The sequence below is a fragment of the Nocardia wallacei genome, from assembly GCF_029869545.1.
GTDB lineage: Bacteria > Actinomycetota > Actinomycetes > Mycobacteriales > Mycobacteriaceae > Nocardia > Nocardia wallacei_A.
Genome location: NZ_JARWQD010000273.1, coordinates 1 through 15,024 on the forward strand (window position 1 = coordinate 1; position 15,024 = coordinate 15,024).

Genomic DNA, 15,024 nt, shown 5'->3' on the forward strand with positions numbered 1-15,024 from the left:
CGGTGGGGTTTCCCGGCCTGCGGGGGCCGCGGGGCGCCGGCGGCGTGTTGCCGGTCGACCGCGGCCGCCGGGGCGCGGGCCCGTTCCTGGGGGCGGGCCTGTACCACGCCGAGATCGTCGCGGGCCGACAGGGCCCGCTCGGTCAGATCGGTGGCCGTGGTCTCGCCGCGGCGCAGGGCGGCCGCGGCGTCGGTCACGGTGTCGAACGAGGCTGGGCGGACGGCTGTTTCGGTCATGCGGGGTCCTTCGGTCGGTGTGCTCCGGTGACGTCGATGCGGGGGATGCGGCCGATCTCGATCAGCAGCTCGTTGCGGCAGGTGCCGAGCGCGTAGTCGACCACCCGGCCGGTGTGATCGCGGATGCGCTGCTGGACCAGCAGGACCGGTTCGCCCGGCAGCAGGTGCAGCAGGGCGGCGGTGTGCTCGTCGGCGGCGGTGGCCTGCACGCCGACGTCGCAGCTGGTGAGGTCGATGCCGCCGGAGTGCAGCAGGGCGTAGAAGTCGCGGCGGAATCCGGACCGATCGACCCGGGCCGCCTCCGGTGCGCGAATGTAGTTGGTGAACACCGCCATCGGGTGCCGGTCGGCCAGCAGCACGTACTCGACGCAGAGGCAGTCGTCGCCGACCGCGACGCCGTCGAGCTGTGCGGCGATGACGCGCGGCGCCGGGATCCAGGCCCAGTGCAGCAGGCGCGGCGTGATCGCCCCGACCGCCAGATGTTCGTCGAGCGCGCGGTCCTGCGGCGGCAGGGTCCCCGGCACCACGTGCTCGTCCCGCACGGTCAGCGTGCCCAGCCCGCGCCGCCGCTCCACGAGCCCGTCCCGCCGCAGCAGATCCAGCGCCTCGCGCACCACATCCCGCGGCGCCCGGAACTGCGCCATCAACTCACCCTCGCCCGGCAGCCGCCCGCTCCCGAACTCCCCACCCCGCAAGGCCGCCCGCAACAAATCCCGCACCCGCCGCGCCGCCAGCCGCGACCCCGCAGGCACCCCCTCACCCCCACCCCGATCGGCATTCGCAACACCGCCACCACGGTCGGCATGCGTGCCCGCACTGCCGCGGGCGGGACGTGTAGCCGCGCCGCCGCAGGCGTTCCCCGTGGCCGTGCCGCTGGAGGCGGGATACACGGCCGTGCGGTCGCGGTCGGGATGCGTGGCCGTGCTGCTGCGGTCGGGATGCGTGGCCGCGCCGCCGTAGGCGTTCCCCGTGGCCGTGCCGCTGGAGGCGGGATGCGTGGCTGTGCCGTTGCGGTCGGGATGCGTGGCTGTGCCGTTGCGGTCGGGATGCGTGGCTGTGCCGTTGCGGTCGGGATGCGTGGCCGTGCCGTTGCGGTCGGGATGCGTGGCCGTGCCGCTGCGGTCGGGATGCGTGGCCGTGCCGCTGGGGGCGGGATGTGCGGCTGCGTCGTCGCGGGCGGTCCCCGTGGCCGTGCCGCTGGGGGCGGGATGCGTGGCGGCGTGGGGCCGGGACCGAATCGCACTGGAGAACATGGTCGTAGGGTGCCGATGGCTCGATTACGCGACAAGACATCCGAGTAAACCTCCAGTTACGCGAACCCGCAGCCGCCCCCACACCCCTCCCACCTGCACAGCCCCCGGAATCAACACCCGCTTCCGCGACCGCTCGACCCCCACCGCACCCCACAAACCCCACCCCCCTCCGCGCCCCCTCACCCCGAGCGCCCAGCCTTCCCGCACTCCTTACACGTTCCCGCACCAGTTGCAGGCCCCTGTAAGGCGTGCGGGGACAGGCAAGGGGTGCGGGAAGTGAGGCGGGGCTGGCTATGGGAGGATGTAGTAAGGGAAGGTTGGAGGGGTTGTGGATTCGGTTCGGCGGGCCTACGGCGCGGTGCAGCGGGCTTGGAGTGGGCAGGATTGGGAGGGGTGGGCGGCGACCTGTGCGGAGGGGTATCGGTTCGATACGGGGACCGGGGTGCGGCTGGGGCTGGCGGGCACGCTGGACTGGAGCCGGGCCTGGTTCGCGGCGTTTCCGGATTACACCGAAGAGGTGGGCGCGTTGCACGTCGGCGCGGACTCGGCGGTTGCCGAGCTGGTCGGCGAGGCGACATCGGCCGCCGATTTCGTGCTCGGGGGTACGACGCTGCTGCCCGCCACCGGGCGGCGGTTCCGGATCGAGTACGCGAAGGTGCTCGTCTTCGACGCGGACCTGAAGGTGGTGCGCGACAGGCAGTATCAGGACCGCCTCGACCTCTACCACCAGCTGGGCATTCGGCTGCCCGCCGCGTGACGCCGGGCGCGCCGCCGGTGCTAATTCTCGGCGAGTAGCGCGAGAATCTCGTCGGTCGTGGCGGTCTCGCCGAGTCGCGGGAAAATCTTCGTGAGGCTGTGGGCGTGCGATTCGGGGTCGCGGTCGCTCATGGCGTCGGTGGCGAGGGTGACGGTGTAGCCGTGCTCATGGGCCGCGCGGGCGGTGGATTCGACACCGATGCTGGTGGCGATGCCGCCCAGCACGATGCCCGTGACGCCGCGGCGGCGCAGCTGCAGATCCAGTTCGGTGCCGTGGAAGGCACCCCAGTGCCGCTTGGTGATCACGATGTCGGTGGGCTGCACGTCCAGCTCGTCGACCAGTGCGTCCCAGCCCTGCGGGAGCGGGCCGGTGGGCGCGGCGGCCTCGGTGCGTCCCGGGGGCACATCGGTCCCGTCCGGGGCGAACGACACGCGGACCAGCGCCACCGGCAGCCCGGCCTTGCGGAAACCGTGCGCGAGCTCCGCGCCGCGGGCCACCACCTCGGAGGCGGCGTGCGGCGCGGCCGGGGCTCCGACGATGCCGCGCTGCAGATCGATGAGCACCAGGGCGGTCCGGGGGTCGAGGGTGGTGGCGGACAACGGATACCTCTCCTTCGCGTCATTCATCGAGTAGCCGGCGCAGCAGCGGGATCGCCGCGATCAGCGAATCCTGTTCGGCGCGTGACAGTTTCGCCGCCATGGCCTGGGCCAGCCAGTCCTCCTTCGCGTGGCGCGCGGCGGCGATCACGCGCTCGGCCTCGGCGGTGGGCGACAACAGCACCCGGCGCTGGTCGGTGGGGTGTGGTGTGCGCTCGATCAGCCCGCGTTCCTCCAGGACGGCGACGGTCGGCCGCATCGACTGCGGCCGCACGTTCTCCGCCCGGGCCAGCGCCGCCACGGTCGCCGGACCGTCGGTCAGCAACCGGCTCAGCGCGACCGACTGCGACGGTGTGATGTCGAGCGCGGTGTGGGTGGCGCGCATCTGCCGCAGCAGCCGGTTCATGACCACGCGCAGATCGGTCGCCGCGGTGGTCAGCTCGGCGGAGGGCTCGGCCATGCGCCCAGAGTGCAACAAGGCAGGGAAACTTGCAAGTTTTGCTGTCGAAAATGAGGACGACTTGTTTACATAGCGATGTATGCATATGATCGCGATCGGTTCGAACGAGTGAGAGGGGAACGCCGATGGGCGCAGGACACGCACACGACCACACCCGGTCGGGGGCAGGGCATTCGCATGCGCACGCCACACCCGACAGCGACAGGCGCTGGCTGGCCGGGGCGCTGGCGGTGATCGTGGTTTTCCTGCTGGCCGAGGTCGTGGTGGGCGTGCTGGCCGGATCGCTGGCGCTGCTCTCCGATGCCGCGCACATGCTCACCGACGCCGCCTCGATCGCGTTGGCACTGTGGGCGATCCGGCTGGCCGCGCGTCCCGCCGCCGGGCGGATGACGTTCGGGTGGAAGCGGGCGGAAATCCTGTCCGCGCAGGCCAACGGGCTGACACTGTTGCTGCTGGCCGCCTGGCTCACCTACGAGGCGATCCGCCGGATGGCGGAGCCGCCCGAGGTCGCTGGTGGTCTGGTGCTGGGCACGGCACTGGTCGGCATCGTGGTCAATCTCGCGGCGACCTGGATGATCTCGCGCGCGAACCGCAGCAGCCTCAACGTCGAGGGCGCCTTTCAGCACATCCTCAACGACCTGTTCGCCTTCATCGCCACCGCGGTCGCGGGTGTGGTCATCCTCGTCACGGGCTTCGCCCGCGCCGATGCCATCGCCACGCTCGTGGTGGTCGCGCTGATGGTGCGCGCCGGGGTCGGGCTGGTGCGCGCCTCGAGCCGGATCTTCCTCGAGGCCGCGCCGGCGGATCTCGATCCGACCGCGATCGGCCGGGACATGGCCGCCCGCGACGGCGTGGTCGAGGTGCACGACCTGCATATCTGGGAGATCACCTCCGGTTCGCCCGCGCTGTCGGCGCACGTCCTGGTGGAACCCGGCCGCGACTGCCACGCCGTGCGCGAGGACCTCGCGCACCGGCTGGCCCACGAGCACCGCATCGAGCACGCCACCCTCCAGGTCGACCACGCCCAGCCGGAGCTGATCGAACTCGGTGCGCGGCCCGCCGCACACTGCGAGGTCGCCCACGGCCCGGCCCATACCCGGCCGAGTTCGGTCGCGGCTCGGTACTGAGCCGATATTCCGGCGTGCTCTTGGCCGGAATATGCCGGGGCGGGGTGGAGGATGGGGCGATGACGCGACGTGGCCCGCTCGTCCTCCGCGCGATGCTGCTGGCGACCGCCGCTGCCGGACCGGTGACGGCCGGCGCCGACCCCGCGTCCGCGGCGCCGGCCGTCACCTATCGTGGCGGCGCGACGATCACCGCACACGTCACGGGGGAGCGGCCCGGCTACGAGTGCCAGATCGCTTCCCGCGCCATTGACGGGCCGTGGCGGCGGGTGAACGCCGCCGGTGTCGTCGACCTCGACTCCGGCCCGATACCGGCCGGTCGGCACACGGTCCGCGTGCTGTGTGAGAACCGCGCCGCCGGTGACCACACCACGCACGTCGTCGGCGGCGATACCGCGGTGGTGACCGGGTGACGCCGCTCAGACCTTGCGAATGACCGTGACCACCTTGCCGAGAATCTGGGCGTCGTTGCCGGGGATCGGCTCGAACAGCGGGTTGTGCGGCATCAGCCAGACCTGCTTGCCGGAGCGCTTGAACGTCTTCACCGTGGCCTCGCCCTCGATCATCGCCGCCACGATATCGCCGTTGTCGGCGACGTTCTGCTGGCGCACGACCACCCAGTCGCCGTCGCAGATGGCGGCGTCGACCATCGACTCGCCGACGACCTTCAGCAGGAACAGCGAACCCTCGCCGACCAGCTCGCGGGGCAGCGGGAACACGTCCTCCACCGCCTGCTCGGCCAGGATCGGCCCACCGGCGGCGATGCGGCCCAGTACCGGCACATAGGTCGGGACGGGCTGCTCGGCGGATTCGGGCTCCACCGGGCGCAGGGGGGTCACCGCGCCGACCGCGCGCACCGCGGTCTCGTCCAGGCCGCGGACGTCCACCGCGCGTGGGCGATTCGGATCGCGGCGCAGGAAGCCCTTGCGCTCGAGCGCGCGCAGCTGATGGGCGACCGAGGATGTCGAGGTCAGGCCGACGGCGTCGCCGATCTCGCGAATGCTCGGCGGATAGCCGCGCTCGCTGACCGAGGTGCGGATGACCTCGAGCACCTTGCGCTGGCGAACGGTGAGATCCGCCGCGGTGCCGGGGGATTCGGCGCTGTCGGTCTCGGCGACGGGGTCGTCGACATCGTGGTGACCGCCTACCGTGCGCTCGCTCACGACCGCACCTCGCTGACGCGCGGCCCCGTCGTGCGCGAGGCGCGCCGTGTCCTCGGTTCGCTCGCGCTCGGTGCCGTCGTGCGCGGCGCGCGCTGTGTCCATGGTTCGCTCGCAAGCTCGCTCACGGTCGCCGTCCTCCGTTCATGGATGTTCTCGATCTTCCGCGCGCCCCGTGAACCGGCCGGCGGGCGCTCGTCTCGGGTCTCACCGGGTTTCGTGACTCGAATGTAGTCCGCTCGCCACCAGGTTTCAAACATCTGTTCGACGCATGTCGCGGAAAGTGGTGACTTTGTCGGTGCCCCGTGGTAAGAATCGAACATCAGTTCTTCGAACACATGAGCGAACACTGGGTCTCCCGAACCGCACCCCACCTGGAGGTCTGTCCGATGCGCACCGCGATCAGCGAATTCGATACCGCAGGAACCGATCTGGGCTTCGATACCGTTCCCCGCCCGCGGCGGCTGCCCGCGCGTTCGGGTGCCGGGCTCGTGCGCGAGCGGGCCGAGGCCCGGCGCCCGCGCGGCGCTCGGCCCCCGTCGGCGCTGGTGCGCTACGAGCGGCCGCGGGTGGAGCCGGCGCGTGGCCCGCACGGGGTCGACCGGGTGGAACGGGCACAGGTGGGCTTCGCGACGCTGGCGGTGGCCGCGCTGGTGAGTGCCGCGGTGGTGTGCGGGCTGGTCGGCCTGGCTCAGCTGCGCGCGGGCGCGCCGGCGGCGGAGCCGACATCGGTGGTGCAGGTGGGTCCGGGGGAGTCGCTCTCGGAGGTGGCCGCGCGGGTGGCACCGGCGGATCCGGTCCGCGACACGGTGCGAAAGATCGTGGAGCTCAACGGCTTGAGCGGTGCGGAGGTGGTGCCGGGGCGGACGTTGATCGTGCCCGCCGCGGCGGAGTGACCGCGCGCTCGGTCGCGGCGGTGTGTGGCCGAATTTGTTGATCGTCCGCTGAAACTCGTTGCTACTGTGCTCGAAATGTGACCTGGGCGACACTCGCCGATGATCGATTTCGAGGGCATGCACGATGACGCGACCCACCTCCGCCACCCGCGGGCTCCGACGGCTGGCACGAACCACCGCACTGCTGGTGTGTCTCCTGTTCGGACTGGTGGCGGCTCCCGCCGTGACGGCCGAACCCGGCTACGCCGAGTATCTGGACCTACCATCGGTCAACGGCGACGGTGCCGGTGGCGGCGGGCTCAATCCCGCACTGCCACTGGATGTTCCCACGTTGCGCGCGGCCGTGGAGCAGGCGCGCGAGGCGGGCGTGGCGCCGCATCGCTACGCCACCCTGCTGCACCAGTACTGGTTGGTCACCGCGGCGGCCAATGCCGATATCGACCTGGCGAACTGGGATCCGGCCCGCGGCGTCGCGGCCAACTCGCGGACCTTCACCCAGGTGTACGTGAACTACCTGCGGCTGACCAATCAGCATCCGGAGTTCTATTGGGCGGGGCTGGCCGGGCTGGCCGGTGGCTCGTTCGCCTCGGGATTCTTCGATATGAGCGACGTCGGCGCCGTCGTCAGCGTTCCGGGCATCCACGAACTGGGCAGCGTGGTCGCCGATCTGCTGCGGCACACCCCGCCCGAACTGGTGAACCTGGCACCCACTGACCTGCGGCTGCTGGCCACCGAGGGCTCGCGGCTGACCGCCGCCGATCTGGTCTGGTATCAGGGGCGGCTGATGGTCATGCAGAAACACATCTTCATCGATCAGGTGCCCATGCACGAGGCGTATGTGGCCGAGGGCCTGCCCGCCGTCGAGGAGCTGTACGAGGCGGGCGTGCTCGACGAAAATGCCGTCGCCGCATGGCGTTCCATCGATTCGGGCACCGCGGCCGGTTACGACGACGCGCTGGTGCGCATGACCGACCGCGAGCAGAACCAGATCATCGCCGACCAGTGGGACGCCACCTCGCGGGGGCGCGGCGCGATGGGCCGCGTGCTCACCTACGTCAGCACTGTGGCGGGTAAGGCGGCGGTGCCGGGCGTGCGGGCGCCGGGCGTCTACGCCCCGACCACGCTGAGCGCCGACGTCGGCGGCCGCCGGATGGCGCTGCGCACGCCGCTGCCCGACTTCAACTGGGCCGATCGCGATACCCGCTGGGCCTATATCGTCGCCGATCTGGTGCCGCGCTATGCCGAGATGCAGGCCAATCCCGCCTTCGCCCGCGGGGTGCTGGCCGAGCCGTTCCCGGAGAAACTGGCCTCCGGTCGGCTGCTGCGGCGCCTGCCCGACCTGATCGCCGACCTCACCAGTCAGTGGCAGGTTACGGTCTGAGCAGGTCCTGGGGGTATCCTCGGTGTTGCTGTCTATGAAACAGCATTGCGCTGGCCCCATTCAGTGACGAGCGACCGCGTCGCTGTAGACCGATGCAGGCATCGACGAAGGATCTCGGATGCATTGCCCCTACTGCCGGCACCCGGATTCACGGGTCGTCGACTCGCGCGAAGCCGAAGAAGGCTCCGCTATCAGGCGTCGTCGCGCCTGCCCGCAGTGCGGGCGGCGCTTCACCACCGTGGAGACCGCCATCCTATCGGTGGTCAAGCGCAGTGGGGTCACCGAGCCGTTCAGCCGTGAGAAGGTGATTCGCGGTGTGCGCCGCGCCTGCCAGGGCCGCGAGGTCGACGACGATGCGCTGAACCTGCTGGCACAGCAGGTGGAGGATGCGGTGCGGGCCACCGGATCCCCGGAGGTGCCCAGCCACGAGGTGGGCCTGGCCATCCTGGGCCCGCTGCGTGATCTGGACGAGGTGGCCTACCTGCGCTTCGCCTCGGTGTACCGATCCTTCACCTCCGCCGAGGATTTCGAACGCGAGATCGCCGACCTGCGCCGGCACCGCGCCGAACACGCCGTCGCGGCGGGTGCGGAGTGATCCGGTCGGCGACCGCCCACCCGGTCACCGGCGTGGCGGCTGCCGGACGGGAGTCGCGCGCACCGCGGCGATCGCCTTCTCGATTCGCTTGGCCGACACCGGATATGGCGTGCCGAGCTGCTGGGCGAACAGGCTGACCCGCAATTCCTCTGTCATCCACCAGATTTCGGTGACATCGGGCGCCGTGCGGCGGGCCTCCGGCAGTGCGTCGAGCAACCGCTGATATGCGGCGTGCACACGGTCCAGTTCGGCCATGCCGCGGCGGTCACGGTCGGCGGAGCCGGGCAGTGCCTCCAGGCGCAGGGCCGCCGCCTGCAGATAGCGAGGTACTTCGCGCAGGCGGGTGCTGCCGAACTCCCGGATGAATCCGGGAAAGACGAGTTCGTCGAGCTGGTGGGTGACATCGTCGCCGACCTCGCGATCCACGGTGCCCGACAACGCCGTTCGCACCCGGTGTGCCTCGCCGAGCACCGGCACCACCAGTCGCACGATCCGCGCCACGGTGCCCGAGAACTGCGGGCGCACCGCATCCACCAGCGCTCGGAACCTGTCGGGACTGCGGACCGGCCCGCCGTGCGCGGCGATCAGCTCGTCGGCGGCGCAGGCGCGGCAGTCCTCCACAAGGGCGTCCAGCGAGCCGTAGGGGTTCTGGCTGAGCGCGAGCCGGTCGGTGGGCGACAGCCCGGCCGTGACCGCCCGCGTCGAGGACGGCAGTTCGCGCAGCAGCAGGGCACGGGTTCCGGCGCGCATGGCCGCGGCCTGCCGGGCGGGTGACGACAGCACCCGCACCGCGACCCCGTCGCCCTCGGGGACCAGTGCGGGATATCCGGTGATGGTCTGCCCGCCCGCCTCGCGGCGCACGGTCGGCTCCAGGGTGCCCAGCGACTCGGAGGTCCAGACCGTGGCCGGGGCGCGCTCGGCGGCCGCCGTGGCACGCGCCACCGACTTCGAAACCTGGTCGGCGAGAGCGGTTTTCAGCGCGGCGAGATTCTTGCCGCGATCGATGACCGTGCCGTCGGGCGCGGTGGCGGCGAAGGTGATGCGCAGGTGGTCGGGCAGCGCGGCGGGGTCCAGGTCGCCGGGGGAGATCGGCACCGAGCCCAGCCGCGACAGCTCCCGGGCCAGGCCGGTGCGCAGCGGTTCCGCGCGCGGGGTGAGCCGCGCGAGCGCCGCCCGGGCGAAGTCCGGGGCCGGAACGACGCTGCGGCGCAGGTGTTTCGGCAGCGTCTTGATCAGCGCGGCCGCCAGCTCCTCGCGCATGCCGGGCACCAGCCAGTCGAAGCCGACCGCGCGCACATGGGCCAGCTGCGCGACCGGAATGTGCACGGTGACACCGTCATCGGCCTGGCCCGGCTCGAATTGATAGGTGAGACCGAAGGTCAGCTCGCCCTGGCGCCAGCTGTCGGGGAAGGCGGCCGGATCCAGCTGCGCCGCTTGCTCGTTCACCACCGTCGAGGCCGAGAAGTCCAGCAGGTCCGGCGTCTCGCGCCGGGCCTTGCGCCACCAGCTGTCGAAATGCCGCACCGAGACCACGTCGGCCGGGACCCGCCGGTCGTAGAAGTCGAACAGCACCTGGTCGTCGACGAGAATGTCGCGCCGGCGCGCCCGGTTCTCCAAATCGGCGACGTCGTCGAGCAATTCGCGGTTGCGGTGGAAGAACTCGTGCCGGGTCTGCCATTCGCCCTGCACGAGGGCGTGGCGCAGGAACAGCTCCCGCGACAGCTGCGGATCGATGCGGCCGAAGTCGACGCGGCGCTGGGCGGCCAGCGGGATGCCATAGAGGGTGACCCGCTCGTAGGCCATCGCCGCGCCGCGCTTGGACGACCAATGCGGTTCGGAGTAGGTGCGTTTCGCCAGATCGCCTGCCAGCCGCTCGGCCCACTCCGGTTCGATGCGCGCGGCCATCCGGCCCCACAGCCGCGACGTCTCGACCAGTTCGGCGGCCATCACCCAGCGCGGCGGCTTCTTGGCCAGCGCGGATCCGGGGAAGATCATGAACTTGGCGTTGCGCGCACCCAGGAATTCCCGGGTCTCGGCCTCGCGGACGCCGATGTGGGACAGCATTCCCGCCAGCAGCGACTGATGGATCGCGGTGGAATCCCAGGGCAGGGAGTCGGCCTCGGCGTCCACCGCGGCGATCGCACCGTCGCTGTTCCAGCCCAGCCCCTTGGTGATGGTGCGCAGCTGGCCGTGCAGGTCCTGCCATTCCCGCAGGCGCAGGTAGTGCAGGAACTCGTCGCGGCACAGCCTGCGGAACTGGTTGGACGACAACGACTTCCGGCGGTCGCGCAGGTAGTCCCACAGGCGCAGATAGGCCAGGAAATCCGAGCCCTCGACGGTGAACCGGGCGTGTTTGGTGTCGGCGGCCTGCTGGAATTCGGCGGGCCGCTCGCGCACATCCTGAATCGACAGCGCCGCCACGATCACCAGCACCTCGGCCAGGCACCCGTTCCGGTTGGCCTGTACCAGCATTCGCCCCATGCGCGGATCGACGGGAATCTGCGCCATCTCCCGGCCGGTGGGCGTGAGGATCAGATCGCCGACCATCGCCTCCTGGCGACGGCGAGTGCGCCTGCCCGATCGCGGTGGGTGGTCTTCGCCGGGCTCGGAGTTCGCGTCGTCGGAGCCCGGTCCGCGATCGCCGTCCTCGCGCGTCCCGTCCTCGGACCTGCGTGCCAGTGCGCCCAGTTCCTCCAGCAGCGCGATGCCGTCGCGGATGGCGCGGCGGTCCGGCGGCTCGACGAACGGGAAGCTCTCGATATCGCCGAGACCGAGCGCGGCCATCTGCAGGATGACCGCCGCCAGGTTGGTGCGCAGGATCTCCGGCTCGGTGAACTGGGGCCGGGATTCGAAGTCGTCCTCGGAATACAGGCGGATGCAGATGCCGTCGGCGACGCGGCCGCAGCGGCCGGAGCGCTGGCGCGCCGACGCCTGCGAGATCGGTTCGATCGGCAGCCGCTGCACCTTGGTGCGCATCGAATAGCGGGAGATGCGAGCGTTTCCCGGGTCGACGACGTAGCGGATGCCGGGGACGGTGAGCGAGGTCTCGGCCACGTTGGTGGCCAGCACCACACGACGTCCGGTGTGCGACTGGAACACTCGATGCTGTTCTGCCGCCGACAGCCGCGCGTACAGCGGCAGGATCTCGGTGCGGGGGAGCCGTAGATCGCGCAGAGCGTCCGCGGTATCGCGGATTTCGCGCTCGCCGGACAGGAAGACCAGGACGTCGCCGTCGCCCTCGGCGAGTAGTTCGGTGACCGCATCGCCGATGGCGTCCACGGGGTCTCGGTCGACGATGCGCGGATCGTCGTCCTCGTCGTCCTCCGACGGCGACGAAATCTCCAGTGCCAGTGGGCGATAGCGGATCTCCACCGGGTACGACCGGCCCGAGACCTCGACAATCGGTGCGGGCGTTACCTTTTCGCCGGTATCGTCCGGCTCCCCGAAATGGCGCGCGAACAACTCCGGATCGATCGTCGCCGAGGTGATGATCACCTTGAGGTCCGGCCGCTTGGGCAGCAGCTGCTTGAGGTACCCGAGCAGGAAGTCGATATTGAGGCTGCGCTCGTGCGCCTCGTCGATGATGATCGTGTCGTAGCGGCGCAGCATCCGGTCGCGCTGGATCTCCGCCAGCAGGATGCCGTCGGTCATCAGCTTGACCAGGGTGCGCTCGGATGCCTGGTCGGTGAAGCGCACGGTGTAGCCGACCACATCGCCCAGCTCGGTGCCGAGCTCCTCGGCGATGCGCTCGGCGACCGTGCGTGCGGCCAGCCGGCGCGGCTGGGTGTGCCCGATGGTGCCGCGGATGCCGCGCCCCAGCTCGAGGCAGATCTTCGGGATCTGCGTGGTCTTGCCCGAACCGGTCTCCCCGGCGACGACCACGATCTGGTTCTCGGCGATCGCCTTCGCGATGTCCTCGCGGCGCGCGGAGACCGGGAGCTGCTCGGGATAGCGGATGCGGGGGACCGCGGCACGCCGCGCCGCGATGCGCTGTTCGGCGGCCGTGATCTCGGCCTCGATGCGGCCGAGGTCGCCGCCACGGGACTTGTCGAGCCGTCGGCGCAGCCGGTGTTCGTCGCGGATCGACAGATCGGACAGGCGGGTGCGGAGCTCGCGGGGAAGGGCGGCGGTCCTGGTCATTGCAGTGACCAGCGTAGCGAAGCCGGCGCCGTGACCTGCAGTCCCGGTCGTCGCGGGCAGGTTACCGGTTGGTTGCTATCGGCCTGTCATCGCTGCTTGAAGACCGATCGGTATGCGACCATCGGGCCATGGCCGCTGGTTCGGGAACGCCGATGTGGGTCCGCGTCCTGCGCGTTGTCTCGGTACTGCTGGGGATCGCGGCATATCTGCGCGCGCGGGTGCGTGCCCTGGGTGCCGCTGCCGCCGCCGCCCTGCGCCGCCTGGCCGATCGCGTGCGGGGCGACGGTCGGCGAGAACCGCTCGCGGGCCCGTCCTGACCGCCGGTAGCGGCGGATTCCCGCCGGAGTTCGACAGTTGCGGCGAGGCTGCCGTAGCGCCGCGGCGGCACCATCGCTGTGGGAAGATCGAATAATGATCACCGGGGCAGGGACGGCGATGTGGATCCGCGTGCTGCGCATCGTGTTCGGGGTGCTCGGAGTCGTCGCGCTGGTCTGGATTCCCGTGCGCAATGTCGGCTCCGCCGACTTCTCGATGGCCAACTTCCTCAGTTATTTCACGATCGAGTCCAACATCCTGGGCGTGGTGGTGCTGCTGGTCGGCGGCCTGCGGGATCCCGGCGACCGGCGCTGGCAGCTGGTGCGCGGCGCGAGCGCGCTGTATCTGCTGATCACCGGGGTGGTGTATGCGGTGCTGCTGGCGAATATCGACGTGATGCTGACCGATAAGTGGATCAACGACATCCTGCACCGGGTGCTGCCGATCGTGCTGGTGGCCGACTGGCTGCTGGTACCGGCGCGGCTGGGCGTCACCGGGCGGCTGATCGGCGGCTGGCTGATCTATCCGGCGGTGTACGGGGTCTACAGCCTGGTCCGCGGCGCGATCGTCGACTGGTACCCGTATCCGTTCCTGGATCCGCGCGGGCAGGGATATATCTCGCTGCTGATCGGGCTGGTGCTGCTGGCGGTGGTGTTCGCCCTGCTGGCGACCGCGGTCGCCGGGCTGGGGGTGCTGTTCGGGCGCGGGGACTCGACCACCCCGGCCGGGGCTGACTCCGAGCGCGAGGCGGGTCCGGGCCGCAGGTAGTCTGGCGGCGCGGCACCTGCGGAGCGACAGGTATGTAGCCACGGAGAACGACGCCGTGCCCGGCCGTGTGAGAGGAGTCCGAGATGGGTGCGCTGTGGCATGGGTTCGCCGATATGGGGGCCGTCGAACGTGACGGTGCGTTCGTGGTAGCCCGCGGCGAGGGCGCCTACATCTGGGACCGGGCCGGGACCCGCTATCTCGACGCCACCGCCGGGCTGTGGTTCACCAATGTCGGTCACGGGCGCCGCGAGATCGCCGAGGCGGTGGCCGCGCAGCTGTCCGATCTCGCGCACTATTCGAACTTCGGTGACCTCACCGCACCGGTGACGCAGGAGCTGGCGGAGCGACTGGCCGAGCTGGCCCCGGTGCCGGGCAGCAAGATCATGTTCACCTCGGGCGGGTCCGATTCCGTCGACACCGCCGCCAAGCTGGCCCGCCGCTACTGGCACGAGCTGGGCCGTCCGGAGAAGACGCTGATCGTCGGGCGGCGCCTGGCCTACCACGGCATGCATGTCGCCGGTACCTCGCTGGGTGGCATCGCCGTGAACCGCGAGGGCTACGGCGAGCTGATGCCCGACGCCCGCACCGTCGAATGGGACGACGCGCAGGCGCTGCGGACGCTGATCGAGGAGGTCGGCCCGCACCGCATCGCGGCGTTCTTCTGCGAGCCGATCATCGGTGCGGGCGGGGTGTACCTGCCGCCGGAGGGCTACCTGACCGAGGTCCGGCGCCTGTGCCGCGAGCACGACATCCTGTTCGTCGCGGACGAGGTGGTGACCGGTTTCGGCCGGATCGGCGGATCCTGGTTCGCCTCGTCGCGATTCGGCCTGGAGCCGGACATGATGACCACCGCCAAGGGACTCACCTCCGGCTACCTGCCGATGGGTGCGGTGTTCGTGGCGCCGCGGGTGGCCGATCCGTTCTATTCCGGCGGTGTGTGGTTCCGGCACGGTTACACCTACGGCGGGCACGCGGGCGCGGCCGCGGCCGCCATGGCGAACCTCGACATCATCGAGCGGGAGAACCTGCTCGAGGCCAGCAAGAACCTGGAATCGCTGCTGCACGAACACTTGTCGCCGCTGGCCGGGCACCCGCGCGTCGCGGAGGTCCGCAGCGGTCTGGGCGCGGTGGCCGCGGTGCAGCTGGCAGACCCGGCCGAGGGTCCTGCGATGGTGAAGGCCCTACGCGCGCAGGGCGTTTCGGGTCGCGCCGCGGGGCAGGGCGCGCTGCAGATCTCGCCGTCGTTCGTCGTCACCGAGCCGCAGGTCGCCGAATTGGCGGCGGCGCTCGGCCGTGCGCTGGACTGAGTCGCCTCGCGGATTCCATTGCCGCCGTGCAGGTTT

General features: G+C 70.8%; 14 protein-coding genes and 1 pseudogene. 9 read left to right on the plus strand and 6 right to left on the minus strand.

From position 1 onward, the window contains the following. Both QH290_RS23470 and QH290_RS23475 read right to left on the minus strand, forming a co-directional pair. Nucleotides 1-236, minus strand: a pseudogene (locus QH290_RS23470) (hypothetical protein); the annotation flags it as partial. Continuing rightward, nucleotides 233-1,489 carry a UTRA domain-containing protein gene (locus tag QH290_RS23475; protein ID WP_280385145.1) on the minus strand — a complete coding sequence of 419 codons (1,257 nt, stop codon included), beginning with the start codon at nucleotides 1,487-1,489 and terminating at the stop codon, nucleotides 233-235. The gene QH290_RS23475 and the pseudogene QH290_RS23470, both read right to left, overlap by 4 nt. A 328-nt stretch (nucleotides 1,490-1,817) precedes the next feature. Here QH290_RS23475 and QH290_RS23480 point away from each other — a divergent pair, with 328 nt between their 5' ends. Further along, nucleotides 1,818-2,246, plus strand: a complete 429-nt coding sequence (locus tag QH290_RS23480; RefSeq protein ID WP_280385147.1) for an ester cyclase — start codon at nucleotides 1,818-1,820, stop codon at nucleotides 2,244-2,246. 20 nt (nucleotides 2,247-2,266) lie between these two features. Here QH290_RS23480 and QH290_RS23485 read toward each other — a convergent pair whose 3' ends face one another. Both QH290_RS23485 and QH290_RS23490 read right to left on the minus strand, forming a co-directional pair. Beyond that, nucleotides 2,267-2,845 carry a hydrolase gene (locus QH290_RS23485; RefSeq protein ID WP_280268333.1) on the minus strand — a complete coding sequence of 193 codons (579 nt, stop codon included), beginning with the start codon at nucleotides 2,843-2,845 and terminating at the stop codon, nucleotides 2,267-2,269. Nucleotides 2,846-2,864: 19 nt separating this feature from the next. Next, the gene (locus QH290_RS23490; RefSeq protein ID WP_280385149.1) at nucleotides 2,865-3,302 is read right to left on the minus strand and encodes a MarR family winged helix-turn-helix transcriptional regulator; all 438 of its coding nucleotides are present in this window, start codon (nucleotides 3,300-3,302) and stop codon (nucleotides 2,865-2,867) included. 125 nt (nucleotides 3,303-3,427) lie between these two features. Between QH290_RS23490 and QH290_RS23495 the strand changes: the two genes are divergently transcribed. Together QH290_RS23495 and QH290_RS23500 are read left to right on the plus strand one after the other, a co-directional pair. Beyond that, nucleotides 3,428-4,429 carry a cation diffusion facilitator family transporter gene (locus tag QH290_RS23495; RefSeq protein WP_280268335.1) on the plus strand — a complete coding sequence of 334 codons (1,002 nt, stop codon included), beginning with the start codon at nucleotides 3,428-3,430 and terminating at the stop codon, nucleotides 4,427-4,429. A gap of 59 nt (nucleotides 4,430-4,488) precedes the next feature. After that, nucleotides 4,489-4,839, plus strand: coding sequence for a hypothetical protein (locus QH290_RS23500; RefSeq protein WP_280385151.1), 351 nt, complete (start codon nucleotides 4,489-4,491; stop codon nucleotides 4,837-4,839). A gap of 6 nt (nucleotides 4,840-4,845) precedes the next feature. Here QH290_RS23500 and lexA read toward each other — a convergent pair whose 3' ends face one another. Then, complete coding sequence (gene lexA / locus QH290_RS23505) at nucleotides 4,846-5,589, minus strand: transcriptional repressor LexA (protein ID WP_342213282.1); 744 nt, start codon at nucleotides 5,587-5,589, stop codon at nucleotides 4,846-4,848. A gap of 386 nt (nucleotides 5,590-5,975) precedes the next feature. Between lexA and QH290_RS23510 the strand changes: the two genes are divergently transcribed. The 3 genes from QH290_RS23510 (at nucleotide 5,976) to nrdR (ending at nucleotide 8,458) form a co-directional block, all read left to right on the plus strand. Beyond that, nucleotides 5,976-6,482, plus strand: a complete 507-nt coding sequence (locus tag QH290_RS23510; protein WP_280385153.1) for a LysM peptidoglycan-binding domain-containing protein — start codon at nucleotides 5,976-5,978, stop codon at nucleotides 6,480-6,482. Nucleotides 6,483-6,606: 124 nt separating this feature from the next. Next, entirely contained in the window at nucleotides 6,607-7,863 is a 1,257-nt protein-coding gene (locus QH290_RS23515) for a hypothetical protein (RefSeq protein ID WP_280385154.1), read from the plus strand. 118 nt (nucleotides 7,864-7,981) lie between these two features. Continuing rightward, nucleotides 7,982-8,458, plus strand: a complete 477-nt coding sequence (gene nrdR / locus QH290_RS23520; RefSeq protein WP_280268340.1) for a transcriptional regulator NrdR — start codon at nucleotides 7,982-7,984, stop codon at nucleotides 8,456-8,458. A gap of 24 nt (nucleotides 8,459-8,482) precedes the next feature. Here the strand turns inward: nrdR and hrpA are convergent, their stop codons facing one another. Beyond that, complete coding sequence (gene hrpA, locus QH290_RS23525) at nucleotides 8,483-12,598, minus strand: ATP-dependent RNA helicase HrpA (RefSeq protein WP_280268341.1); 4,116 nt, start codon at nucleotides 12,596-12,598, stop codon at nucleotides 8,483-8,485. 128 nt (nucleotides 12,599-12,726) lie between these two features. On the opposite strand from hrpA, the gene QH290_RS23530 reads away from it, so the two are divergent. The 3 genes from QH290_RS23530 (at nucleotide 12,727) to QH290_RS23540 (ending at nucleotide 14,988) form a co-directional block, all read left to right on the plus strand. After that, complete coding sequence (locus tag QH290_RS23530) at nucleotides 12,727-12,915, plus strand: hypothetical protein (protein ID WP_280268342.1); 189 nt, start codon at nucleotides 12,727-12,729, stop codon at nucleotides 12,913-12,915. A 94-nt stretch (nucleotides 12,916-13,009) separates the two neighbouring features. Then, entirely contained in the window at nucleotides 13,010-13,681 is a 672-nt protein-coding gene (locus tag QH290_RS23535) for a Pr6Pr family membrane protein (protein ID WP_280268343.1), read from the plus strand. A gap of 83 nt (nucleotides 13,682-13,764) precedes the next feature. Further along, complete coding sequence (locus QH290_RS23540) at nucleotides 13,765-14,988, plus strand: aminotransferase family protein (RefSeq protein WP_280385155.1); 1,224 nt, start codon at nucleotides 13,765-13,767, stop codon at nucleotides 14,986-14,988. Nucleotides 14,989-15,024 lie beyond the last annotated feature (36 nt).

Bases quoted from the DNA above. Each gene is read 5' to 3' on its own strand.
- QH290_RS23540 (WP_280385155.1), top strand. From the start codon at position 13,765: ATGGGTGCGCTGTGGCATGGGTTCGCCGATATGGGGGCCGTCGAACGT.
- QH290_RS23495 (WP_280268335.1), top strand. From the start codon at position 3,428: ATGGGCGCAGGACACGCACACGACCACACCCGGTCGGGGGCAGGGCAT.
- QH290_RS23500 (WP_280385151.1), top strand. From the start codon at position 4,489: ATGACGCGACGTGGCCCGCTCGTCCTCCGCGCGATGCTGCTGGCGACC.
- QH290_RS23515 (WP_280385154.1), top strand. From the start codon at position 6,607: ATGACGCGACCCACCTCCGCCACCCGCGGGCTCCGACGGCTGGCACGA.
- QH290_RS23475 (WP_280385145.1), bottom strand. From the start codon at position 1,489: ATGTTCTCCAGTGCGATTCGGTCCCGGCCCCACGCCGCCACGCATCCC.
- QH290_RS23490 (WP_280385149.1), bottom strand. From the start codon at position 3,302: ATGGCCGAGCCCTCCGCCGAGCTGACCACCGCGGCGACCGATCTGCGC.
- QH290_RS23535 (WP_280268343.1), top strand. From the start codon at position 13,010: ATGATCACCGGGGCAGGGACGGCGATGTGGATCCGCGTGCTGCGCATC.
- QH290_RS23510 (WP_280385153.1), top strand. From the start codon at position 5,976: ATGCGCACCGCGATCAGCGAATTCGATACCGCAGGAACCGATCTGGGC.
- QH290_RS23530 (WP_280268342.1), top strand. From the start codon at position 12,727: ATGGCCGCTGGTTCGGGAACGCCGATGTGGGTCCGCGTCCTGCGCGTT.
- nrdR (WP_280268340.1), top strand. From the start codon at position 7,982: ATGCATTGCCCCTACTGCCGGCACCCGGATTCACGGGTCGTCGACTCG.
- hrpA (WP_280268341.1), bottom strand. From the start codon at position 12,598: ATGACCAGGACCGCCGCCCTTCCCCGCGAGCTCCGCACCCGCCTGTCC.